The 24051-nt window shown below is 64.7% G+C and carries 24 protein-coding genes; all 24 read left to right on the top strand.

The features are described 5' to 3' along the window. Window position 1 precedes the first annotated feature (1 nt). Window positions 2-538 carry a flagellar basal body P-ring formation chaperone FlgA gene (gene flgA / locus FJ958_RS10170; RefSeq protein ID WP_140742103.1) on the top strand — a complete coding sequence of 179 codons (537 nt, stop codon included), beginning with the start codon at window positions 2-4 and terminating at the stop codon, window positions 536-538. Window positions 539-687: 149 nt separating this feature from the next. Next, on the top strand, window positions 688-1776 hold the full coding sequence (locus FJ958_RS10165) for a flagellar basal body P-ring protein FlgI (protein ID WP_246676815.1): 1089 nt from the start codon (window positions 688-690) through the stop codon (window positions 1774-1776). Between the two features lie 3 nt (window positions 1777-1779). Beyond that, window positions 1780-2364 (top strand): MotE family protein, encoded by a 585-nt coding sequence (locus FJ958_RS10160; protein ID WP_140742099.1) that lies wholly within the window; start codon window positions 1780-1782, stop codon window positions 2362-2364. Beyond that, window positions 2361-3068: a flagellar basal body L-ring protein FlgH gene (flgH, locus tag FJ958_RS10155; protein ID WP_140742097.1), complete on the top strand. Its 708-nt coding sequence runs from the start codon at window positions 2361-2363 to the stop codon at window positions 3066-3068. The genes FJ958_RS10160 and flgH overlap by 4 nt, the downstream gene beginning before the upstream one ends. A 15-nt stretch (window positions 3069-3083) precedes the next feature. After that, window positions 3084-3578: a flagellar basal body-associated FliL family protein gene (locus FJ958_RS10150; protein WP_140742095.1), complete on the top strand. Its 495-nt coding sequence runs from the start codon at window positions 3084-3086 to the stop codon at window positions 3576-3578. Beyond that, on the top strand, window positions 3575-4306 hold the full coding sequence (fliP, locus tag FJ958_RS10145; RefSeq protein WP_140690344.1) for a flagellar type III secretion system pore protein FliP: 732 nt from the start codon (window positions 3575-3577) through the stop codon (window positions 4304-4306). The genes FJ958_RS10150 and fliP overlap by 4 nt, the downstream gene beginning before the upstream one ends. A 251-nt stretch (window positions 4307-4557) precedes the next feature. Continuing rightward, the gene (locus FJ958_RS10140) at window positions 4558-5541 is read left to right on the top strand and encodes a flagellin (protein WP_140742093.1); all 984 of its coding nucleotides are present in this window, start codon (window positions 4558-4560) and stop codon (window positions 5539-5541) included. Window positions 5542-5822: 281 nt separating this feature from the next. After that, window positions 5823-6893 (top strand): flagellin, encoded by a 1071-nt coding sequence (locus tag FJ958_RS10135; RefSeq protein ID WP_140742091.1) that lies wholly within the window; start codon window positions 5823-5825, stop codon window positions 6891-6893. 132 nt (window positions 6894-7025) lie between these two features. Next, window positions 7026-8675 carry a flagellar basal-body MS-ring/collar protein FliF gene (gene fliF / locus FJ958_RS10130; RefSeq protein WP_140742089.1) on the top strand — a complete coding sequence of 550 codons (1650 nt, stop codon included), beginning with the start codon at window positions 7026-7028 and terminating at the stop codon, window positions 8673-8675. A 3-nt stretch (window positions 8676-8678) separates the two neighbouring features. Then, the gene (locus FJ958_RS10125; protein WP_140742087.1) at window positions 8679-9299 is read left to right on the top strand and encodes a hypothetical protein; all 621 of its coding nucleotides are present in this window, start codon (window positions 8679-8681) and stop codon (window positions 9297-9299) included. Next, window positions 9296-10654 carry a MotB family protein gene (locus tag FJ958_RS10120; protein WP_140742085.1) on the top strand — a complete coding sequence of 453 codons (1359 nt, stop codon included), beginning with the start codon at window positions 9296-9298 and terminating at the stop codon, window positions 10652-10654. Before FJ958_RS10125 ends, FJ958_RS10120 begins: the two co-directional genes overlap by 4 nt. Continuing rightward, the gene (locus FJ958_RS10115) at window positions 10651-12000 is read left to right on the top strand and encodes a chemotaxis protein MotC (protein ID WP_140742083.1); all 1350 of its coding nucleotides are present in this window, start codon (window positions 10651-10653) and stop codon (window positions 11998-12000) included. Before FJ958_RS10120 ends, FJ958_RS10115 begins: the two co-directional genes overlap by 4 nt. Before the next feature lie 281 nt (window positions 12001-12281). Further along, the gene (locus tag FJ958_RS10110; protein ID WP_246679568.1) at window positions 12282-13373 is read left to right on the top strand and encodes a flagellar hook-length control protein FliK; all 1092 of its coding nucleotides are present in this window, start codon (window positions 12282-12284) and stop codon (window positions 13371-13373) included. Next, window positions 13303-13890, top strand: coding sequence for a transglycosylase SLT domain-containing protein (locus tag FJ958_RS10105; protein WP_181176349.1), 588 nt, complete (start codon window positions 13303-13305; stop codon window positions 13888-13890). The genes FJ958_RS10110 and FJ958_RS10105 overlap by 71 nt, the downstream gene beginning before the upstream one ends. Before the next feature lie 220 nt (window positions 13891-14110). Next, window positions 14111-14779, top strand: coding sequence for a response regulator transcription factor (locus FJ958_RS10100; protein WP_140742079.1), 669 nt, complete (start codon window positions 14111-14113; stop codon window positions 14777-14779). A 79-nt stretch (window positions 14780-14858) separates the two neighbouring features. After that, window positions 14859-16115: a flagellar hook protein FlgE gene (locus FJ958_RS10095; protein WP_140742077.1), complete on the top strand. Its 1257-nt coding sequence runs from the start codon at window positions 14859-14861 to the stop codon at window positions 16113-16115. Between the two features lie 27 nt (window positions 16116-16142). Then, entirely contained in the window at window positions 16143-17597 is a 1455-nt protein-coding gene (gene flgK / locus FJ958_RS10090) for a flagellar hook-associated protein FlgK (protein ID WP_140742075.1), read from the top strand. A 3-nt stretch (window positions 17598-17600) separates the two neighbouring features. Further along, window positions 17601-18644 (top strand): flagellar hook-associated family protein, encoded by a 1044-nt coding sequence (locus FJ958_RS10085; RefSeq protein ID WP_140742073.1) that lies wholly within the window; start codon window positions 17601-17603, stop codon window positions 18642-18644. A 29-nt stretch (window positions 18645-18673) separates the two neighbouring features. Beyond that, window positions 18674-19021: a flagellar biosynthesis regulator FlaF gene (flaF, locus tag FJ958_RS10080; RefSeq protein ID WP_140742071.1), complete on the top strand. Its 348-nt coding sequence runs from the start codon at window positions 18674-18676 to the stop codon at window positions 19019-19021. Then, a complete protein-coding gene (gene flbT / locus FJ958_RS10075; protein ID WP_140742069.1) occupies window positions 19018-19461 on the top strand; it encodes a flagellar biosynthesis repressor FlbT in 444 nt (147 codons plus the stop codon). Before flaF ends, flbT begins: the two co-directional genes overlap by 4 nt. After that, window positions 19461-19868, top strand: a complete 408-nt coding sequence (gene flgD / locus FJ958_RS10070; RefSeq protein ID WP_140742067.1) for a flagellar hook assembly protein FlgD — start codon at window positions 19461-19463, stop codon at window positions 19866-19868. Before flbT ends, flgD begins: the two co-directional genes overlap by 1 nt. 13 nt (window positions 19869-19881) lie before the next feature. Next, window positions 19882-20148, top strand: coding sequence for a flagellar biosynthesis protein FliQ (fliQ, locus tag FJ958_RS10065; RefSeq protein WP_140690368.1), 267 nt, complete (start codon window positions 19882-19884; stop codon window positions 20146-20148). Between the two features lie 173 nt (window positions 20149-20321). Continuing rightward, a complete protein-coding gene (gene asnB, locus FJ958_RS10060; protein WP_140742065.1) occupies window positions 20322-22190 on the top strand; it encodes an asparagine synthase (glutamine-hydrolyzing) in 1869 nt (622 codons plus the stop codon). A 192-nt stretch (window positions 22191-22382) separates the two neighbouring features. Beyond that, window positions 22383-24026, top strand: a complete 1644-nt coding sequence (locus tag FJ958_RS10055) for an MFS transporter (protein ID WP_140742063.1) — start codon at window positions 22383-22385, stop codon at window positions 24024-24026. Window positions 24027-24051 lie beyond the last annotated feature (25 nt).

Raw genomic sequence — 24051 nt, 5'->3', positions numbered from 1 at the left:
GATGGCCATGCCGATCTCCTGCTCCGCACTCCGCCGCGCCGCGCTTGCCTTTGCGCTGGTGGCCGGCGGCATGCCGGCTTTCGCCCAGGAGTCGGCAGGCCAGTCGGCAAGTCAATCGGCAACGCAGATCGCCAGCAGTCAGCCTGCCGGCGAGGTCGTGCTGATCCCCAACCGGGTCATCTATCCCGGCGAGACCATCGAGATCACCGCGCTGAAACAGGTGACCCTCATCCCGGGCAAGCACAAGCCCGATGCGGTGGCGACCCGCGCCGAGGAGTTGCAGGGCAAGATCGCCAAGCGCACGCTGCTGCCCGGCCGCTACATTCCTTCGACCGCCATCCGCGAGGCCTGGCTGGTCGAACAGGGTGCCGCCGTGCAGGTCTTCTTCATCGCCGGCGGACTGACGATATCGGCGACCGCCGTGACCTTGCAGCCAGGTTCGGCCGGCGACCTCATCAAGGTTCGCAACACCGACAGCGGCAAGATCCTTTCCGGCACTGTGATGGCCGACGGAACCATCCAGGTCAGCGCTTCATGATGCGCGCATTTACCCTTCTGCTTGCCGCCGCGCTCGGCCTGCAGCCGGCGCTGGCCGACGGCCTGACGCCCAAGGCCAAGCGCGAACTCGCCGCCAAGAATAGCGGCGTCTACGACGATCCGGAATATGATCCGGCCACCACCACCCGCATGTTCCGCGTGTCGTCCGGGCCAAGCTCGCTGCCACCGGGCCAGGTCGCCTCGCGCATCAAGGACATCGCCCAGCTGCAGAGCTCGCGTGACAACCAGCTCGTCGGCTACGGCCTGGTCATCGGGCTCGCCGGGTCTGGCGACAGCCTGCGCAATTCGCCGTTCACCGAGCAGTCGATCCGCGCCATGCTCGAAAATCTCGGCATCGCCACCGAGGGCGGCAGCGCGCGCGCCAAGAACGTCGCCGCCGTCATCGTCACCGCCAATATGCCCCCCTATGTGCAATCGGGCGCCCGCATCGATATCGACGTCTCCTCGATGGGCGACGCCACCTCGCTTTCAGGGGGCACGCTGATCATGACGCCGCTGAAGGCGGCGGACGGCGAGATCTATGCCGTCGGCCAGGGCGCGGTCATCGTTTCCGGCTTCACCGCCCAGGGTCAGGCCCAGCAAGTGACGCAGGGCGTGCCAACCGCCGGCCGGGTACCGAACGGCGCGATTGTCGAGCGATCGGTGAAGGCCGAATTCGACGACCAGCCGACGCTGACGCTGCAATTGCGCAATCCCGATTTTTCGACCGCCATCCGTATCGCCGACGCGGTCAACGATTACACCAGCCAGCGCTTTGGCATGCGCGTGGCGGCCGAGCGCGATTCCCGCACCGTACAGATCAGGAGGCCGAAGAGCATATCGGCGGCCCGCTTCTATGCCGAGATCGAGAATCTGGTGGTCGAGTCCGACACGCCGGCCCGCGTCGTCATCGACGAGCGCACCGGCACCATAGTCATCGGCAACGACGTCAAGATCTCGCGCGTCGCCATCAGCCACGGCACACTGACGGTGCGCATCACCGAAGCGCCGCGTGTCGTGCAGCCTGAACCTTTCTCCAAGGGCGAAACCGCCGTCGAGCCGTTCACCGCCATCGACGCCAGCCGGCCCAACGGCCGCGTCGCCGTGCTCGACGGGCCCGACCTGCAAACCCTCGTTTCCGGCCTCAACCGTCTCGGCGTCAAGCCGGACGGCATCATTGCCATCCTGCAAGGCATCAAGTCGGCCGGCGCCCTGCAAGCCGATCTGGTTCTCCAATAGGCGATGCCGATGATCCTTCCCCTCTCATCTCCTGAAAGGCGCCGCTCCCGCGCAATCCTGTTCGCGGCAGCAGCTCTCGCGGCCATGTCCTTTTCCGGCGGCGCGGACGCCGAGGACACCGTTCGCCAGGTTCTGCCCGGAGCGCAGCCCGCGATGGCGCCGCGACAATTGACGCGGGAAAAGGCGCCTGACCAAAGCGAGATCGAGCGCTTCTGCTCCAACATCGCCGACGCTGCCCGCGACCGCCGCTATGCCTTGCAGGCGGAAGAACTGAAGCAGCTCCAGGCCGGCATCGACCAGCGCATGAAGGCGCTGGACGAGAAGAAGGCCGAATACGAGACGTGGCTGAAGCGGCGCGAGGTCTTCCTGGCCCGGGCAGAGGACGGCGTCGTCAAGATCTATGCCGGCATGAAGCCCGATGCCGCCGCCGAACGCCTGGCGATCGTCAACGCAGACCTGGCCGCGGCCATCCTGATGAAGCTCGATTCGCGCAAGGCCAGTGTCATTCTCAACGAAATGGACCAGAAGGCGGCGGCGACGCTCACCGGCATCATGGCCAGCGCAGCACGAAGGGTAGATCCGTCATGATCCGCAGAGTGCTCATCCTGTGCGCGGTCGCAGCGCTGTCCGGCTGCGGAACCAACCTCAGGGAGGTCGGCAAGGAACCGGCGCTGTCGCCGGTCGGCTCCGGCATCGATGGCGGCAACACCGGCTCCCTCTACAAATACCCGGAGTCGCCATGCGCGCCGGTCAAGAAATTCTCGCTTTGGAACGATCGCCAGAGCCGGCTGTTCACAGACCCCCGGGCGCTGTCGCAGGGCGACATCCTGACCGTCAAGATCAGCATCAACGACCGCGCCAACTTCAAGAACCAGAACGACAGAAGCCGCACCGCCAACCGCAAGCTCGGTTTCGACATCAGCGCGCAATGGGACAAGCTCAGCACAGCCGGCAAGGGTTCAGGCGCGCTCAACTCGGCCACGGACACCACTGCTGACGGCGAGATCAAGCGATCGGAAACGCTGGAGCTCAATGTCGCGGCCATCGTCACCGACGTCCTGCCCAACGGCAATCTGATGATCACCGGTTCGCAGGAGGTGCGCGTCAACGCCGAACTCAGGGTGCTGACCATCGCCGGCATCGTGCGGCCGGCCGATATCGGTGCCGAGAACACGATCCCCTACGAGCGCATCGCCGAGGCGCGCATCTCGTACGGCGGACGCGGCCGCATCACCGAGATCCAGCAGCCGGCCTACGGCCAGCAGGTTCTCGACCAGGTTCTTCCGTTCTAGGGATTGGAGAACAGCGTGGCCAACGTCGAACAGCTTCAGCCTCGCAAGGGACCTTCCCTTGCCGTCCAGGGCGCCATGCTGCTGGTGGTGACGGCCACCGCCATCGGCATGGGCTGGCTGTCCGGCGGCTATCTCAAGGGCGTCGGAGGACCCGAGTCGGTACCGGTCGCGCCGGAGAACGAGGGCAAGGTCGCCCAGCCAGCCGCCGCGCAACAGCCGGGCACGGGGCCGACGCTCGTGGCACTGGCGCCGATCACCACCAACATCGCCTCGCCCGCCGACACCTGGATCAGGATGGAAGCATCCGTGGTCTATGACGCGCCGCAGCCGCCGGCGATGGCGGAGGACATCCAGCAGGACCTTCTGGCCTTCGTGCGCACCTTGAAGATGCACCAGATCGAAGGCGCCAGCGGTTACCAGCACCTGAAAGCCGATCTCGAGGAACGCGCCTCGATCCGCAGCCAGGGCCACGCCAAACAGGTACTCATCAGGACATTGCTGCTCGAATGAGGAAATTCCTTCTTGCCGCGGCGCTGATCGGCGCTGCCACCTCCGTCGCGGCGGCCCAGCAACTGGACCTTGGCGGCATCGGCAAGGCCGATGGCACCACCGTCGGCTACATCATCCAGATGTTCGGCCTGCTGACGGTGCTGTCGGTGGCGCCGGGCCTGCTGATCATGGTGACGAGCTTCACCCGCTTCGTCATCGCTTTCTCGATCCTGCGCGCCGGCATCGGCCTGCAATCGACGCCGGCTAACCTCATCCTCATTTCGCTGTCGCTGTTCATGACCTTCTATGTCATGGCGCCGACCTTCGATCAGGCCTGGAACACTGGCGTCAAGCCGCTGATGGACAACCAGATCAGCCAGACCGAGGCCTTCGAGAAGATCTCGGATCCGTTCCGAACCTTCATGCTGCACAATGTGCGCGACAAGGACTTCGACCTTTTCGCCGACCTCGCCCGCGAGCGCGGCCAGACCGTCTCGCGCGACACGGTCGACCTGCGCATCCTGGTGCCGGCCTTCATGATCTCCGAGATCCGGCGCGGCTTCGAAATCGGCTTCCTGATCGTGCTGCCATTCCTGGTCATCGACCTGATCGTCGCCACCATCACGATGGCGATGGGCATGATGATGCTGCCGCCCACCGTGGTGTCGCTGCCATTCAAGATCCTGTTCTTCGTCCTGATCGACGGCTGGAACCTGCTTGTCGGCAGCCTGGTGCGCTCCTTCACCTGATCGTTTCCGTCGCACGCCCCGGCAAAAGGCACCGTCTACCGACAAGGGTGGGCGGTGCGGGAACCATCATCGAATTCCCAGATTATTTTCGATTAACCGTCCGATTTAGGTCTTTGGTAGGAACTCGCCGCCATAGTCGCTCGCAGATGGCGGGTGATCTCTTTCGACGATCATTGGCATGATGCCGCTCCGTCATACCGGACAAGCCGGTATGTCAAAAAAACACCTGTAAAATCAAGGTACGAGTAGCCATGTCCAGCATCATGACGAACACCGCCGCGTTGACGGCGCTGCAGAGCCTCAACGCCACCAGCAAATCCCTCCAGGACACTCAGGCCCGCATCTCGACGGGCTATCGCGTCTCCCAGGCTTCCGACAACGCCGCCTACTGGTCGATCGCGACCACGATGCGCTCCGACAACCAGGCGATGTCCACCGTTTCGGACTCGCTCGGCCTCGGCGCCTCGAAGGTTGACACCGCCTACACCGGCATGAACAGCGCGATCACCACCATCAACACGATCCAGCAGAAGCTGACCGCGTCTTACGGCCAGACCGACGCCTCCAAGGAAAAGACCCAGGTCGAAATCAAGGCGCTTCAGGATCAGTTGAAGGCCTATGCCGATGGCGCCACCTTCTCCGGCACCAACATGCTTTCGCTGTCCACCGCTTCGGGCACGGCGGCCGACGTGAAGATCGTTTCGGCCTTCAACCGCGATTCCGCCGGTGCTGTTTCGATCTCGACGATCGACGTCAACGTCGAAGGCATCAAGCTCTATGACTCCGGTGCCGCGCCGACCGCCAAGGGCATTCTGGACACGGATCGCCTCGGCGCCACCGGCGCTGCGGTTACCTCGGCCTCGGCCCCGACGCTCGGCGCTGTCGCGGCGGCTACCGACACCTATTCGGTCGCCAGCCTGGCCATCTTCTCGGGTGGCACGGCCGCCAGCGATAGCCAGATATCGCAGATGATGACCGTCGTCGACGCCGCGCTCAAGGACATGACGACCGCGGCCACCAAGCTCGGCGCGGCCAAGAGCTCCATCGACCTGCAGAAGACCTTCACGTCGAGCCTGATGGACTCCATCGACCGCGGCGTTGGTCAGCTCGTCGATGCCGACATGAACAAGGAATCGACCCGCCTCCAGGCGCTGCAAGTCCAGCAGCAGCTCGGCGTCCAGGCGCTGTCGATCGCCAACGGCTCCTCGCAGTCGATCCTGTCGCTCTTCCGCTAATCCACTTCGCTCAAACTAGAGCGCAGTAAACAACGGGCCGCGCCAAAAGCGCGGCCCGTTTTGCGTTTGCTCCAGCCCCGCGCAACCCTCGGTCCTTAACTCTCAAAAGCGAGCCTTTAACAGGCCGTTAACCATAACGCGCTAGTCATGGTTAACCAATAGCTTACAACGGATTGGCGAATCGGCCGGTGGGCGCGACGGCAATCCATGGGCGGGCGAACGCTCGCGAGGGAAATGCCGGTTTTTGAGAAAGACCGGCCTGGGAAGAAGGAGCGAGTTTCTTGGCGAGCATCATGACAAACGCTGCGGCGTTGACAGCACTTCAAAGCCTCAACGCCACCAACAAATCGCTTCAACAGACACAGGCCCGTATCTCCACCGGTTACAAGGTCTCCGAGGCCTCCGACAACGCCGCCTACTGGTCGATCGCCACGACGATGCGCTCGGACAACCAGGCACTGTCGACCGTGCAGGACGCGCTCGGCCTCGGCGCCTCGAAGGTCGACACCGCCTACACCGGCATGAACAATGTCCTGACGACGATCGGCCAGATCAAGACCAAGCTGCTTTCCACCGTCGGCCAGACGGATGCCGCCAAGGCAAAGACGCAGACCGAAATCACGACGCTCCAGGCGCAGATGAAGTCCTTCGCCGATGCCGCTACGTTCTCCGGTTCGAATTTCCTTTCGGTGACGTCGAAGCAGGTCGCCGCGCCCAATGATGGCGTCCAGCCCGACGCCAAGATCGTCTCGTCCTTCAATCGTTCCTCGTCGGGCGCCATCTCGCTTGGAACGATTGACATCGACATCGAGAGCACCAAGCTGTTCGATTCCGGCCTCGCCACCGACGTCAAGAACCAAGGCACGCTCGATCGCCAGACCTCGGTCTATTCCACCGCGGCCGCCCAGAGCATGTACGACACGGCCTATGCCACCGCGATCGCGGGCGGAGCCACGGACATCGCAGCCAACACCGCCGGCCAGGCGGCGGTGACGGGCACCCCAACCAAGATCGACAACGTCTCCGCCTACAATCTCGACATCACGGCGGCCGGCGTCACCGACGACATCATCACCCAGATGATAGGCAAGATCGACAAGGTGATGAGCCAGTTGACCGACTCAGCCACGATCCTCGGGGCGGCCAAGAGCAGCATCGATCTGCAGAAGACCTTCACGCAGAGCCTGATGGACTCCATCGACCGCGGCGTCGGTCAGCTCGTCGATGCCGACATGAACAAGGAATCGACCCGCCTCCAGGCCCTGCAGGTGCAGCAGCAGCTCGGCATCCAGTCGCTGTCGATCGCCAACAGTTCCTCGCAGTCGATCCTGTCGCTGTTCAAGAACGGCTAGTTCCGCCCTAGCTGGCGGATATTTCCATTTCCAATTCAAGGGGCCGCGCCGCAAGCGCGGCCCGATTTCATTTTCGCACAAGCTTCGGGGGCTAGTGTTCCGGCGGACAGTCATGCTGGGAGTCGCTGAATCGTGCCGGAACAGATCCAGAGCATCATCTCGAATCTCCGCGGTTTTGGTGTGAGGCGCCTCGCCATGCTGGCGGGCATCGCCGTTCTGGTGATGGGCGTCATCGGCATCGCCTCGGTCTACCTCAACCGCCCCGCCTACGACACGCTCTATGTCGGGCTCGATCGCTCCGACGTGAACCAGATCGGCCTGGTGCTGGGCGAGGCCGGCATCGGCTTCGATGTCGGCGCCGACGGGACCTCCGTGCTGGTGCCGGCCGGCACCACGGCGCAGGCGCGCATGCTGCTCGCCGAAAAGGGCCTGCCGACCAGCACCAATGCCGGCTACGAGCTGTTCGACAATGTCGGCTCGCTCGGCCTCACCTCCTTCATGCAGCAGATTACCCGCGTGCGTGCGCTGGAAGGCGAGATCGCCCGCACCATCCAGTCGATATCAGGCATCAAGGCGGCACGTGTCCACATCGTCATGTCCGAGCGCGCCAATTTCCGCCGCGACGAGCAGCAGCCTTCCGCATCGGTCGTCATCCGCTATGCCGGCATCGATGCCGAGAAAAGCGCCCAGTCGATCCGCCATCTCGTCGCCGCCGCCGTGCCTGGCCTGTCGGCCGACAAGGTGACGGTGCTCGACTCCAACGGCAACCTGCTGGCCGCCGGGGATGATCCCTCCAACACCAGTGCCGCCCGCACGCTCGGTGTCGAGCAGACTGTCGAGGCACAGATCGGCGACAATATCCGCCGCGCACTCACCCCTTATCTCGGGCCCGACAACTTCCGCGCCAGCGTCAAGGCCGAGATCAACACCGACACCCGCCAGACGGAAGAGACCATCTTCGATCCGAATTCCCGCGTCGAGCGTTCGGTGCAATCGGTGCGCGCCAATGAGAACAACAACCAGAGGCAGGCCTCCACCCCCGCCAGCGTCGAGCAGAACCTGCCCGAGACCCAGGCGACGGCGACCGAAGGCCCGCAATCCTCCTCGCAGAACGACCGCAAGGAAGAGATCACCAACTACGAGATCAACTCCAAGAAGATCGCCACCGTCTCCAACGGCTACACCGTCACCAAGATGTCGATCGCCGTCGTCGTCAACCAGGACCGGCTGAAGGCGATCCTGGGCAAGGACGCGACGCCGGACCTGATAGCCAAGCGCGTCGCCGAGATCCAGAAGATGGTGGCGTCGGCCACCGGTTTCGACGACAAGCGCGGCGACGTCGTCGACGTCTCGGCGGTCGAGTTCATCGATGGGCTGGACGGCGAGGCGATCCCGCAGGCTGGAATGCTCGATTCGATCGGTCAGCATGTCGGCACGCTGATCAACGCCGGCGCCTTCATCGTCGTCGTGTTCCTGGTGGCCTTCTTCGGCCTGCGGCCGATGGCGGCGGCACTGACGGCAAGGGCGACACCCGCCATAGCGGGCCCCAATTTCGACGAGGTCCAGCGTTCGCTGCCGACACCGGAGGCAGCCGCCTCCGCCGACGCAGGGGTCGCCATCGGCGCCTTGCCGGGCGCGCGGCCCGGCGCCACCCCGCTCGATGATCTTCGCCAGAAGATCAGGCCGGCACCGCAGGAGCGGCTTGCCCGCATGGTCGACATCAACGAGGAGCGCACCGCGCAGATCCTGCGCAAATGGGCGGCCCAGGAAGTCGCGGCGTAAACCATGCCCTCCGCAGCCCTTTTCGATCTTCTCCCCGATTTCGGTCCGCGTGCGCCGCGCGTCAGCAAGGCTCAGGCCGTGACCGAGCACAGGCCGGAAGCATCCGAGCCGCAGGCCGATATCGGCACGCTGATCGCCGAGGCGGTCGCCCAGGCGGAGGCGACGCTCGCCGAACGGCTCTCGGCCGCCCATGACGCAGCGCTGGAAGCCGAGCGCCAGGCGCATGCCGAGGAAGCAAGGAGCTTTCTCGAAAGCTTCGGCGGCGATATCGGCAAGGCGGTCTCGTCGCGCATCGACGCCATGGAGGCGCGCGTGACGGATCTTGTCGCCGCAACGGTCGCCCGCATCATTGGCGGCGTGGTCAGCGACGATCTGCAGCGGCGCTCGCTTGAAGCGCTCGCCAGCGCGGTTCGCGAAGCCGTCGGCGACGGCGAAGCGGTGCGCGTCGCCGTCCGTGGGCCGCTGTCGCTGTTCGAAACGCTCAAGGCGTCGCTTGGCGCCCGCGCTGCAAATCTCGACTTCGTCGAGGCGCCCGGCTTCGACCTGACGGTCACCATTGACGAGGCCGTGTTCGAGACACGCATGGCCGAATGGTCGGCAACCCTCTCCGAGGTCCTGTCATGAGCGTCGCCGAAGCCGATCATGGCAAGCACGAGATCATCATCGTGCGCCGGGGTCATGACGACCATGACGAGGGCCACCATGGCGGAGTCTGGAAGATCGCCTTCGCCGACTTCATGACCGCGATGATGTGCTTCTTCCTGGTCATGTGGCTGATCAACGCCGCCAACGAGCAGACCAAGACGGCCGTGGCCAGCTACTTCAATCCCGTCAAGCTCGTCGACCGTGAGTCGAGCCGCAAGGGCCTTAAGGATCTCGGCAATGGGCCGCGCTCGGTCGGGCTGACTGCCGACGAGCCGCAGGACGCGACCATCAAGACCGGGCAGGATGGCAACGGCGCCGCGGGCTCGTCCAACCGCAAGCAGGACAAGCAGCAGGCACAGCAGCCGCAACAGACCGACGATCATCTCTTCGCCGACCCTTACGCGGTGCTGTCCGAGATCGCCACCGACACCGGCGTCATGCAGAATGTCAGCCAGAAGGGCGACGGCGGCGCGCAAAATGCCGGTCCCGCGACCGGCGCCTCCGGCGGCGCGTCCTACCGTGATCCCTTCGAGCCGGATTTCTGGTCGCAGCAGGTCGCCGCGCCCGTCGCCGAGGCAAGCGCCCAGCGCCCCAGGATCGACGGCGACCCGCTCAAGCCCGGCGACAAGGCCGCCGAGACACAGGTCGCCAAGGTCAAGGCCGTGCCGCCGGCACCGCCGGTCGAGGACGCACCGCTCGAGCCCCTGGCACAGGATGACATGGACGCCGCCATGGCCAAGGCCGGCGCAACCAAGGCCAGCGACGCCAAAGCCAGCGACGCAATGGCGGCCGATGGCAAGGCGATGGATGCGACCGTCGCGCGGCAAGAGGCTGCAAAGCCCGGGCCCGCGGAAAAGGCACCGACCGCCGCCGCGCTGAAAGCCGCCGCCGAGGTCAAGCGCCAGCTGGCCGATGCCTTCAAGCCTGGCGACAAGCTGCATGACGGCGTCTCCGTCGAAGCCACCGACAAAGGCGTCGTCATATCGATCACCGATCAGCTCGACTTCGGCATGTTCGAAATCGGATCGGCGCTGCCGCGCCGCGAGCTGGTGCTGGCGATGGAAAAGATCGGCCGCATCGTCAACAGCCAGAAGGGGACGATCAGCATCGATGGCCACACCGATGCGCGGCCCTTCCGCAGCGCCAGCTACGACAATTGGCGGCTATCGACGGCGCGGGCGCATTCCGCTTACTACATGCTCGTGCGCGGCGGCGTCGACGAAAGCCGCATTACCGAGGTTGCCGGCTTCGCGGACCGCCAGCCGAAGGATCCCGCCGATCCCATGTCGGCGGTCAATCGCCGCATCGAGATCCTGATGGCGACCGGCGGATGAAGCGGGCGACCGTCATCAGCCGCCTGATGGGCCTGTTGCTGCTGGCCGCCGGATATCCGTCCGCCGGCTTCGCCCAGGACACGCTGCAGCCTTACCAGCTCGTGCGCTCGCTGCAACTCATCCAGGACCGCATCGCCGCCGGCGATCACGCCGCGATGCCGATGCAGGCCAAGCTGCTCGAAATGACCGATGCGCGCCTGCGCGAAGCGGATGCGGAGGACTTCAAGGACGCCAGGAATTTTCGCGCGCTCCTGGTCTACGGCATGAGCGGCGGCAATCCGGTGACCGTCGAGGCGGCCGTCTCGCGCGCCGCCGCTGATCCGCCGAACCTTGCCATCGCCAGGGGCGTCATCGACTATCTCAACGGCCGCCCCGGCGAGGCGATCGAAGCGCTGACGCCGATCGATCCGATGATGCTCTCCGGCGATCTCGGCGCATTCCTTGCCCTGGTCAAAGGGTCGCTGCTTGCCGGAGATCAACCGGCGGTGGCGCTCACACTGCTCGACGAGGCCAGACTTCTCAGCCCCGGCACGCTGGTCGAGGAAGCCGCCTTGCGGCGTTCGGTCGGCATTGCCGCCGCGCAGGGCGATGCGGCGCGTTTCGCGCTTGCCTCCACCCAGTATGTCGAGCGCTATCTCTATTCGCCCTATGCCAGCCAGTTCGCGGATTCCTTCGTGTCCGGCGTCATTGCGCTGCACATGTCGATCAGCCAGGACAAGCTTGCCGACATCACCTCGATGATGGATCCCGAGCGGGAGAAAGTGATCTATCTGCGCATCGCCCGCCGTGCCGCGATCGACGGTCTTGGCGAATTGTCGGCCTTCGCCTCGGCGCGGGCCGTGCAGGGCCGCGACGGCAGCACCAACCATGGCGATCCGCGCGCCCTGCTCTACTCCAGCCTGTCCACCGTGACCTCGGGCACCATCGCAGATGTTCGCGCCAAGCTCGGCAAGATCGACCGCAGCAGGCTGTCGGACGGTGACCGCGCCCTGCTCGACGCCGCGCAGACCATCGCCGGTGAGGTGGTGGCGCCACCGGCTTCCCTTCCAGCCACCAGGGCAGCCGCGTCGCCCGAACCCGAAGCCACCGCCGTAAAGGCCGACGACGCTGCCGGGTTGCCGCCTGTCGAGGGTGCCGTCTCCGAGCAGCCCGCCATTGCGCCATCCGGCACAAAGGCCGCCGCGCCGGCTTCGGCGCCTGCAGCCGATTCAACGACGGTCCTGCCTGCATCGGCGCCAGCCACCTCTGCCGGTCCCGGCACAACCGATCCGACCGACGCCGCCATGATGAAAACCCGTCGACAGCTCGACCTGATCGACCAGATGCTTGGAGCCGCCCCGAAATGACCCCCAGCCTCGGCCCGGCCCTGCCAGGATTTACCGCCGCGCGTACGACGGCGGAGCAGCCGGCCACGCCCGGAAAGACGGATGATGCTGGTTTCGGCAAGATGGTGCGCGGCGGCGCAACCCCGGCCCACTCGGAAAAGCAGCCGGCGGCCGAGGCCGGGTCGCGCGATCCGCGCTGGAGCAAACTTGCCGCCGGCCTTGCGGCGCAAGCCGGCGAGGACGAACCGATGCCGGCCGGCAAGACGAGAGCCGCGTCCGCCGGCTTGCCAGCCGCGAAATCGATGAAAGACGGCAAGGACGTTGGGACGAACAAGGACGCGGATGCTGAAACGCCGGCGACTGGCGCCGCGCCGTTCGACGACCATCTGCCGCTGCTGATGGCGTTTCATGAGCTGCGCCACTTCTCGACATCTGCCACGTCGGCCGATGCAAGCGAAACCGGGCAGGAGCCGCCGCCCGAGGGGCAAGTCGTGCCTAAGGCCTATCGGGCGAAATCCGCAGCCGGGCATGACGACCTCGAACCCATGTCGAAGCCCGAGCGGGCATCGCTCGTCGACGGGCCGCTGACGAAGCTCGACGGCCAGTCCGTCCGCGATACCGCCGCTGGCGCGCCAAGGCGTGAGAATGCGATCGCCGCTGGCCCGCTCTCCGAGACGAAGCCGGCCGAGGTGCCGGGCGCGGAGCCGAAACAAGCGGCGCCGCAGCCGAAGTCCATCGCCGACGTTCAGTCCTCGCTGCGGTCCGATCCAGGAAAACAGCTCCCGGCATCGGCGCGCATCGACGTCGTTTCCGAGCGCAGCTTCCCTGCTCCGCCGCAGGCTCCGATGAGCCAGGCAGCCCTCAACGTAATCAACGCGGTAGCGGCCGATGGCGGCCCGCGCCAAGCGCTTTCAACGGCCTCGGCGACCAGCCATCTGGCGGGCTCTGTTGCCGTTCCGACACATGTCTTGAAGATCGAGCTTCACCCGGCCGAGCTGGGCATGGTGACGGCCCATCTTCGCCTCTCGGGAGAACAACTTTCGATTGAACTGAAGCCCGAAACGCATGATGCCTACCGCCGCCTTTCCAGCGACAGCGAGGCGATCGTGAAATCGCTGCGCGGACTGGGATTCGAGGTGGATAAGGTCACCATCATGCAACCATCGGTAGCTGTTCCGGCGACAACCCGGACGGATGCAACCGCCTCCCTGACCACGGCACCTGGCCGTGACCAGTCATCGTTTCAGCCCGGAAACTCCGGCGGCGGCGGCAGTGGGACCGGTGGCCAGCAGTCAGGTCAGCAATCCGCAAGGGGGAGTCATGATGACGCGCAGGATTATGGCCGCGCCGCTTCGCCTTCTCGCGAGCGCGCTGGCGGCGATATTTTTATCTAGTCTCGCGAACGGTGCCATCGCCGCCACCAACCCTTGCGAGCCCGAGATCCTGCGCGCCGCCGACCGCTATGGCGTGCCCGCCGGCATCCTCTATGCCGTCGGCCTGACCGAAACCGGCAAGAAAGGCAGCCTTCAGCCTAACGCGTTGAATGTAGAAGGAAAAGCGATCTTCCCGAGAAGCCGCGCCGAGGCGCTCGCCACCTTCGCCAATGCGCAGCGCGAGGGCAAGACGCTGATCGATCTCGGCTGTATGCAGATCAATCACCACTACCATGCCTCGCATTTCCGCAGCGTCGAGGACATGCTCGATCCGCGCCAGAATGTCGACTACGCGGCGCGCTTCCTGGCCAGTCTCCATGCCCGCCATGAGACCTGGTCGATGGCCGTCGCCCGCTATCATGCCGGTCCCGACAACGACCCCGCGCAGAAGGTCTATGTCTGCCGGGTGATCGCCAACATGGTTGCCACCGGCTTTGGAAAATGGACCACCAACGCCCGCGCCTTCTGCAACCCATAAGCGCATTTTCTGCTTCTAATGGGCCGACTCGCTGCTTCGGACCCGCGCCTTGACTTGATCAAGACTTGCCACCCCGGGCTTATCTGGCTGTACGCTAATGCAACCGGTGCGATTCCAGACTCCCAAGAAACTAGTTACAAGAAATGATGGTGTTCAGGATTCCCGCCAGCCGTTACGCCTTTCCTCACGGGGCAGATGAGCTGATTCGGAGGCGGGGCCGATGATTGTTATCGTTGACGAGCGAGAGCTCGTAACAGAGGGATATAATTCACTTTTTGACCGCGAAGGCGTTGCCTGCGCCGGTTTCGCGCCCAATGAATTCGGCGAGTGGGTGAACTCGGCCGCCGATTCCGACCTGCGTTCGGTGCGGGCCTTCCTGATCGGCGACTGCCGTGACGGCGCCATCTCTCCGCGCCAGATCCGCGACCGCACCGGCGCCCCGGTCATTGCGCTCAGTGAGCAGCATTCGCTCGAAAACACGCTGCGGTTGTTCGAAAGCGGTGTCGACGACGTCATCCGCAAGCCCGTCCACATCCGCGAGATCCTCGCCCGCATCACCGCCATCCGCCGTCGCGCGAATGAGGATGTCGCCTACACCGAGATCGGCGCCATGCGCATCTTCATGGACGGCCGCGATCCGGAGATCGACGGCCAGCCGCTGCCCTTGCCGCGCCGCGAACGCCGCATCCTGGAATATCTGGCGAGCAACCGTGGCCGCCGCGTCACCAAGACCCAGGTCTTCAACGCCATTTACGGCATCTTCGACGAGGAGGTCGAGGAGAACGTGGTCGAAAGCCACATCAGCAAACTGCGCAAGAAACTGCGTGAGAAGCTGGGCACCGACCCGATCGATTCCAAACGCTTCCTCGGCTACCGGCTCGTGTTTTGATGCGGCACCGCGCCAGCCTCGCGCAAGACAGGACGCGTAGCCTCGCCGCCAGTGGCATGGATATTGCGGAGACATCTCGATGAGCCTCTACGGAATGATGCGGACCGGCGTTTCCGGCATGAACGCTCAGGCAAACCGCCTGTCGACGACAGCCGACAACATCGCCAACTCCGACACCACCGGCTACAAGCGCTCCTCCGCCGAATTCTCGACGCTGATCATGCCGTCCACCGGAGGCGCCTACAACTCCGGCGGCGTCACCACGACGATCCGGCAGGCGGTCAGCGATCCGGGCGTGCTTCAATACACGACCTCCGTTTCCGACCTTGCCGTCAGCGGCGATGGTTTTTTTGTCGTCCGAGACCCCGGCGGCACGCCTTTCCTGACCCGCGCCGGCGCCTTCGTTCCCGATGCGCAGGGCAGGCTGGTCAACGCGGCCGGCTTCCAGCTGATGGCCTACAGCTACGCCAACGGCGTGCCGGCGGCGACGGTCAACGGCTTCGAAGGGCTGGTCCCCGTCGTCATTTCCGACCAGGGGATGACGGCGACGCCAAGCACCCTGGGCAGCTACAGCGGCAATCTGCCGGCGGGTGCGACCCCGGTCGCGGTCGGCAACCTGCCCTCCACCAACTCGGCAGGCGCTCAGTACACCTCGAAATCCTCGATGGTCGCCTATGACAATGTCGGCAACAAGGTGCTGGTCGACGTCTATTTCACCAATACCGGGCCCGGCACCTGGGAAGTATCGGTCTTCGACCAGTCGAAGGCCACGCCTGGAACGTCCTTCCCCTATACTGGCGGCGCGCTGGGCTCGGCCAACCTGACCTTCGACACCACCACCGGCAAGATGACCGGCGCGACCACCGGCGTTTCATTCACCGTGCCGAACGGCGCCAGCCTCAATCTCGATCTGTCGAAGCTGACCCAGCTCGGCACGGGCTTCACGGTTTCCGACGCCCAGGTCAACGGCAACGCGCCGAGCACCATCGACAAGGTTCAGATCAGCAAGGACGGCACCATCTACGCGCAGTACAAAGACGGCTCCACCAAGGCGCTCTACAAGATTCCGCTGGCCGACGTGCAGAGCCCGGACCAGCTCAAGGCCCTTCCCGGCAACGTCTACGCGCAGGGCACCGATTCCGGCGCGGTCCGCGTCGGCTTTGCCAACGAAGGCAAACTCGGCTCCATCATCTCCGGCGCGCTCGAGAATTCCAACGTCGATATCGCCGAGGAACTGACCGACATGATCGCGGCGCAGCGCAGCTACACCGCCAATTCGAAAGTCTTCCAGACCGGTTCCGACCTGATGGACGTCCTTGTCAACCTGAAGAGATAAACCGGGCGCCGCCCGTGAAAGACCAGCATGTCGCTATCCTCCGCATTGAGCATCGCCCAATCGGCGCTTATGAATACCGCGCGGCAGACCAGCGTTGTCACGCGCAACGTCTCGGACGCTTCCAATCCGGACTATACGCGCCGCATCGCCGCGGTCACCAGCACGGCGCCTGGCGCCCGTTCGGTCGATATCCAGCGCGTCACCAACGACCTGCTGTTCCGGCAGAACCTCAGCGCCTTGTCCGCCTATAGCGGGCAGAACGCGCTCTACAGCGGCATGGATCAGCTCGACGTGTCGGTCAATGGCGTCGACAACGCCTCCTCGCCCTCGACCGCCATCGCCAACCTGCAGCAGGCGCTGCAGCTCTACGCCACTTCGCCGTCCAACCAGAATCTTGGCTCCGCCGTCATCGATGCGGCCAGACAGGTCGTGCGCGCCCTCAATGAGGGCTCCCAGGCCATACAGGCTTTCCGCACCCAGACGGACGGCCAGATCGACACGGCGGTCAAGGACCTCAATTCGCTGCTCAGCCAATTCCAGGACGCCAACCAGGCGGTCATTTCGGGAACCCGTTCCGGCACCGATGTTTCCGATGCGCTGGACCAGCGTGACGCGCTGCTGAAGAAGATCGCGGACTATGTCCCGGTCTCGACCTTCACCCGCGGCGACAATGACATGGTCATCACCACGGATGACGGCACGACGCTGTTCGAGACGATACCGCGCACGGTGAGCTTCACGCCATCCGCCGGCTATGCCGCCGGGGCCGCCGGCAACACCGTCTATATCGACAACGTGCCGGTCTCGGCGGGAACCGGTGGCAACACCAGCGCCAGCGGCAAGCTTGCCGGCCTGCTGCAGTTGCGTGACGGCGTCGCCTCGACCATGCAGAGCCAGCTCGACGAGACCGCGCGCGGCCTGATCACGGCCTTTGCCGAGACCGCGCCTTCCATGCCCAACGCCGCTGGTCTGTTCACCTGGTCCGGCGCGCCGGCCGTGCCGGCCGCGGGCACCCTGGTCAATGGCCTTGCGGGCACGATCAGCATCAATGCCGCGATGGATCCGAGCGCTGGCGGCAACCCGACCTTGCTGCGCGACGGCGGCGCCAACGGCGCGGCCTATGTCGCCAACACCAGCGGCGGCGCTTCCTATTCCAGCCTTCTGGTTGCCTATGGCAACCGGCTCGACCAGCCGATGACGTTCGACCCCGCCGCCGGGATTTCGGCGACGTCCAGCGTTTCCGACTATGCCGCCAATTCGATCGGCTGGCTCCAGGGCATGCGCCAGCAGGCCTCCACCGCCGCCGATGCCAAGCAAGCGCTGGCACAGCGCAGCGCCGAGGCTCTGTCCAATGCGACCGGTGTCAATGTCGACCAGGAAATGTCGCTGATGCTCGACCTCGAACACACCTATCAGGCGTCAGCCCGAATGATGAAAACCGTCGACGATATGATGACGGCCCTGTTGAACGCGGTGGGATAATCCATGACCTCAGTTTCCTCGGCCGCCATCTCCAATGCCATGCGCTATCAGCAGATGCGCATGCAGGCGGACCTCGTCAAAGCAACGAAGGAATCCTCGACCGGCAAGGTCGCCGATGTCGGCCTGGCACTGGGTGGACGCACCGCCCAGTCCGTCACCTTCTCGCGCGATCTCGACCGGCTGAACGTCATCATCGATTCCAACGCGCTGGTCGCCGCCAGGCTTTCATCGACGCAGACCTCGCTCGGCCAGCTCTCCGGCGTGGCGCAGACTTTCCTGTCCAGCCTCACCACCGCTTCATCGGGCGATAACTCCGACACGCTGACCCAATCGAGCGGCCAGACGACGATCCAGCAGCTTGCCTCGATCCTCAACACCAGCGTCAACGGCGAATACTTGTTCGCCGGCACCAACACCGACGTCAAGCCGATCAACGATTTCACCGCCGCCGGCTCAACCGCAAGGGCGGCCTTCGACGCCTCCTTCGTCGCGAAATTCGGCTTCACGCCCAATGATCCGGCCGCGGCCAATATCACCGCTACCCAGATGGACGATTTCATCACCAATGATGTCACGCCGCAGTTCCTCGGCGCGGGCTGGCAGGCCAACATGTCGAACGCCACCGACCAGCAGATCGTCAGCCGCATCGCGCTCAACGAGACCACCGCGACCTCGACCAGCGCCAACAACGACGGCATCAAGAAGCTCGCCATGGCGGCCGCAATGGTGTCCAGCCTGATGTCCACCAACATCAGCCAAGCGGCGAAAGACACGATCATCGGCCGCTCCGAGTCGCTGGTCGGCGAGGCGCTGAGCGGAATCGGCCAGGTCCAGTCCGAAACCGGCATCGTTCAGAAGCGCGTCTCCGACGCCAGCGACCGCATGAAGACGCAGGTCGACCTGTTCGAGCGCCACATTCTCGATCTCGAAGCGGTCGACCCCGCCGAAGCCGCGACGCGCGTCGCCGATCTGACGCAGCATATCGAGACGTCCTTTGCCCTGACAGCGCGCCTGCAGCAGCTCAGCCTGTTGAATTACCTGACCTGACAACTCCCAGCGGAACGGTAGAGCCGACGATGTACCAATTCTCCTACGCCGACATCCAGAGCACCTCTGTCACGGACGCCAAGGACCGTGAGCGTGAGCTGCTGACCCGCTCGATCGACATGCTCTCGGCGGCAGCGGTGGCCGGCCAGGATTCGATGGAGGCGGTGGAGGCGCTGCACTTCACCAACCGGGTCTGGACCGCCTTCGTCGAGGACCTCGGCTCCAGCGACAACGCGCTTCCCAAGGAATTGCGCGCCAACCTGATCTCCATCGGCCTGTGGCTGCTGCGCGAAGCGGAGGACATCCGCCAGGGGCGCACCAACAATTTCGAAGGGCTGATCGAAGTGTCCCAGATCATCCGCGACGGCATTCAATGACCAACACGCTGAAGATCTCGCTGAAGCCCAACGAGAAGATCTACATCAATGGCGCCGTCATCCGTGTCGACCGCAAGGTCACCGTCGAGCTGATGAACGACGTGCAGTTCCTGCTCGAGAGCCATGTAATCCAGGCCGACCAGGCATCGACACCGCTCAGGCAGCTCTATTTCATCGTGCAGGTCATGCTGATCAACCCTGCCGGCGCTGGCGAAGCACGCGAGATGTTCCGCCGCTCGCTGCCGCTGCTCATTGCAAGTTTCGAGGATGCCGAGATCTGCGGCGCCTTGAAGCAGATCGATCGCATGGTCGGCGAGGATCATATCTACGAGGCATTGAAGGCGATCCGTTCGCTTTATCCTCTCGAACGCCGCGCGCTTGGCGGCAATGACGATGTTCCGGGCGCCGCGCGCTCGCTGGCCGTGGGAGCACGCTACTGATGACCGTGGACATGACGACGACGATACCGGTTGGCGCCAACCAGACCACCACGCAGACATCCAAGACAGCTGTCGACTACAACTCGTTCCTGAAGCTTCTGATCGCCGAGATGAAGAACCAGGATCCGACCAAACCGATGGATTCGACGCAGTACGTCGCCCAGCTCGCCACCTTCTCGCAGGTCGAGCAGTCGGTGCAGACCAACACCAAGCTCGACCAGATCATGCAGTCTTCGGCGCTGTCGCAGGCCGACGCACTCATAGGCCGCAACATCACCTCGGCCGACGGCAAGACGTCAGGCACGGTGGCTTCGGTGACGCTTGGTAGCAACGGACTGATCGCAGTGCTGCAGGATGGCACCACGGTCCCGGTAGGCGCGGGCGTATCGATCAAGCCGGCGAGCTAGGCCAACCGCCCATATGAACGAGGCCGACGCTCTCGACATCGTCCAGTATGCGGTGTGGACGGTGCTGACCGCCTCCGCGCCCGTGGTGCTGGTCGCCATGGCGGTCGGCATCGGCATCGCCCTCATCCAGGCACTGACTCAGGTCCAGGAGATCACCTTGACCTTCGTGCCGAAGATCGTCGCCATCATGCTGGTGGTGGCGCTCACCGGCCCGTTCATCGGTGGCCAAATATCGGCCTTCGCCAACGTCATCTTCGAGCGCATCCAGAACGGGTTCTGAAACCCCTCGGGAAGGGTGCGGCGGCTTCAACTTGGAATGTTTGAAAACAGCGGTCCGCTTGCGGCGGCGCCCGTTCTGGCTAGATTGCCATATAGCCATTCCCGGCCAGGCGATCATTTTGTCCCGATGACTTCTCGCAAATCCCTGGACCAGCCAGGACCGACCGCCGGACCATGTGCGGCATAGCCGGCGTGTGGCGCAAGCGAAACCCTGTCTCCGGCGGCGATCTCGCCGCTGTCGGCCGCATGATGCAGGCGCTGGCGCATCGCGGCCCTGACGACCACGCCACGTGGAACGACAGCCGGCTGGCGCTGGGGCACCGGCGGCTCTCGATCATCGATCTCTCCGAGCATGCGCGTGAGCCGATGCTCACGGCCTGCGGCCAGGGTGTGCTGGTCTACAATGGCGAGGTCTACAACTACCGATCCTTGCGCGGGACACTTGAAGCCGAAGGCAGGCGGTTCCGAACGGTCTCGGACGCCGAGGTGGTTCTCGAAGCCCTGCACCATTGGGGCCCGGACAAGGCCATTCCGCTGTTCGACGGCATGTTTTCCCTCGCCTATTTCGATATGCGGGCCGCCACGCTCTGGCTGGCGCGCGACCGTCTCGGCATCAAGCCGATGTCGGTGGCCGAGACCGCCGAGCGAATCCTCTTCGCTTCCGAGGACAAGGCGATCCTTGCCTGCGACGACGTCGCCCGCGCCATCGATGCGCGCGAGATCACCCTGCGCCTTGCCTGGCAGAGCCGCGACTCCGGGTCCAGCCTGTTCGAGGGCATAGAGCGGCTGCCGCCGGCGGGCCTGTGGAAGATCACCGACGCCGGCATCGAGAAGCGCTGCTTCTGGCACGTCCTCGATGTGCTCGACGCGGCCCGCATCGTCGGCGACGACGCCACGGACGCCGAGCATATGACGACGCTGGAAAAATTGATCCAGGACAGCGTCGGGCTCCATTGCATTGCCGACACCAGCCTGGCCGCGGCCTGCAGCGGCGGCGTCGATTCCGGCCTCGTCACGACACTGGCGAAACGGTTCAGGCCGGAGATGTCGGCCTATGTCGTTGATCCGCGCATTGGCCACAGCGAAGCGGAGGATGCCGAACGCACCGCCAGCCATGCCGGCGTGACCTTGCACAGGATCCCTATTGACAAGGACCGCCTTCTGGAACTCTGGCCAAGGACGATCTGGCACCTGGAAAGCGATGGCTGGCATGCAAGCCATGCCTGTCTGCTGGCGCTTGCCGAGCAATGCCGGGCCGATGGCGTCAAGGTGCTTTTGACCGGGGAAGGCGCCGACGAGCTCTTTGGCGGTTATGATTGGCAGGAGGCCAGCATGAGGCTGTGGCGGCCCTGGTCATGGCCGGGACGCCTGTTTCGTTCGAAGCGTTACCTCGCCCGGCGGTTCGAACGCCAGAGATACGCCCCTTTCCGGACATCGATCGCGAATGCCCATGGCTGGGATCGCAACATCGTGCTCAGGGCGCTGTCGCCGGAACTGAATTTCCTTCAGGCCAAGATCTTCGACCGTTTGGAGCCGTTGCCGTCGCTCAGCGATCGCGCTTTCCTGGGCTGCTGCCTGCACGACATGTATGGGCACATGCAGGATCTGCTGAACCGGCATGACCGGCTCAGCATGGCGGCCTCCGTGGAACTCCGGGTGCCGTTCATCGAGAACCGGCTGATCGACTTCGCGATCCATCTGCCGAGACGGCACAAATACCGCCATAAGCAGGGCAAATGGCTTTTGAAGAAGGTCGCGGAAAAACACATTCCGCGTGAGAATGTTCATGCCCGCAAGAACGGGTTCCAGGTTTCCGCGAACTTTACCACCGGCACGCAAGGTCTGCTGCGCGGCGGCTTGCTGCGCGATGCCATGAAATGGCCGGCAGCTTCCTTGGACGACCTGATCGATCTGGCAAGGCGTGATCAGGCATCGCGGATGCGGCTGGTGGGTATGGAGCTTTTCCTGCGCCTGCATGCCGGCGGCCAGACTGCCGGCCATCTCACCGAAGCGCTGCGGGCCGCCGTCAATGAGGCGGGTTGAAAAGGCCTGGGGCGCAGACGCCAACGATAGCTTTGCGAGGCTGATGGCTGCGTGGCCCTTCGCTATCCCCTTGTTGGACCATGATCTTCCACGCAAGACGTTCGCCCTTTGCAGTGTGATGCCATAGTTTCGGCAAACGATCCGGGAAAGGGATCATCGCAAGGATCAGCAGGCCGTGGCAGGGACCCATCCATGATTGACGAAAAGCCGGAAAGCGAGAGCGTCTCGGCGCTGGCGCCCTTCCGGCATGGCATCTTCCGTGCCGTATGGGCCGCAAGCCTCGTCTCGAATTTCGGTGGTCTGATCCAGGGTGTCGGCGCTGCCTGGATGATGACCACCATCGCCACCTCGCCCTATCAGGTCGCCCTGGTCCAGGCCTCGACCACCTTGCCGATCATGCTGTTTGCGCTCGTTGCCGGCGCCATCGCCGACAGCTTCGACCGGCGCAAGGTGATGCTGGTCGCCCAGACCTTCATGCTGGTCGTCTCGGTGCTTCTGACCGTGTTCACTTACTACGGCCTGATCACGCCGTGGACACTTCTGGCCTTCACCTTCCTGATCGACAGCGGCACGGCATTGAACAGCCCATCCTGGCAGGCCTCGGTCGGCGACATCGTGCCCCGCAACAAGGTCCCCGCCGCGGTGGCGCTGAACTCCATGGGCTTCAACCTGACGCGCAGTGTCGGTCCGGCGATCGGCGGCATCATCGTCGCGGCCGCTGGTGCCGCGGCCGCCTTCGCGGCGAACGCGGTGAGCTATATCGGCCTCATCGTCGTGATGGCGCGCTGGAAGCCGGATGTGCCGGTATCGACCTTGCCGCGTGAATCGCTCGGCGCGGCCATGGGCGCCGGCCTGCGCTATGTCGCCATGTCGCCCAACATCGGTAAGGTGCTGGTCAGGGGCGCCGCCTTCGGCTTCAGCGCCGGCGCGGTTCTGGCGCTGTTGCCGCTGGTGGCGCGCGACGTCGTCAAGGGCGATGCGCTGACCTACGGCATCATGCTGGGCGCCTTCGGCATCGGCGCCGTTGGCGGCGCCTTGATCAGCGTGCGGCTGCGGCAGCTGCTCTCCAGCGAGACGATGGTGCGCTGCGCCTTCGCAGGCTTCGCGGTCTGCGCCTTCAATGCGGCGATCAGCCAGCATGCCTGGCAGACCTCGCTCGGCCTGCTGGTTGGCGGCGCCTGCTGGGTGATCGCGCTTTCGCATTTCAACGTCACCGTGCAGATGGCGACGCCGCGCTGGGTGGTCGGCCGGGTGCTGTCGGTCTACCAGACCGCGACCTTTGGCGGCATCGCGCTCGGCAGCTGGATCTGGGGCGTCGTCGCCGATGCCCAGGGCGCCGAGACGGCGCTGATCGCGGCCGCCATCGCCATGCTGGCCGGCGGCGCCATCGGCCTTGTGCTGCCGCTGCCGCAGCAGCAGGTGCTCAACCTCGATCCGCTCAATCGCTTCAAGGAGCCGCATCTGGCGCTCGACCTGAAGCCGCGCAGCGGTCCCATCGCCATCATGATCGAATATGTGATCCGGCATGAGGACGAGGCGGAATTCCTCGCCACCATGGCCGAGCGCGGCCGTATCCGCCGCCGCGATGGCGCCCGCAACTGGACACTGGCGCGCGACCTCGAAAATCCGATGATCTGGATCGAGCATTACCACACGCCGACCTGGCTCGAATATGTGCGCCACAATGGCCGCATGACCCAAGCCGACGCCATGGTCGGCGAACGCTTGCGGGCCCTGCACAGCGGCGACGGGCCGCCGCGCGTGCGTCGCGTGATCGAGCGGCCGACAACCGCCGGCACCGCGTTGGTGATGGCCAAGGGGCCGATCGAGCACTGATGCGCCGCGGAACTGATGTCAGTCG

The organism is Mesorhizobium sp. B2-3-5 (assembly GCF_006442395.1).
In the GTDB taxonomy this organism is placed as follows: Bacteria; Pseudomonadota; Alphaproteobacteria; order Rhizobiales; family Rhizobiaceae; genus Mesorhizobium.
This window is presented reverse-complemented; position numbering and strand designations above follow the sequence as displayed.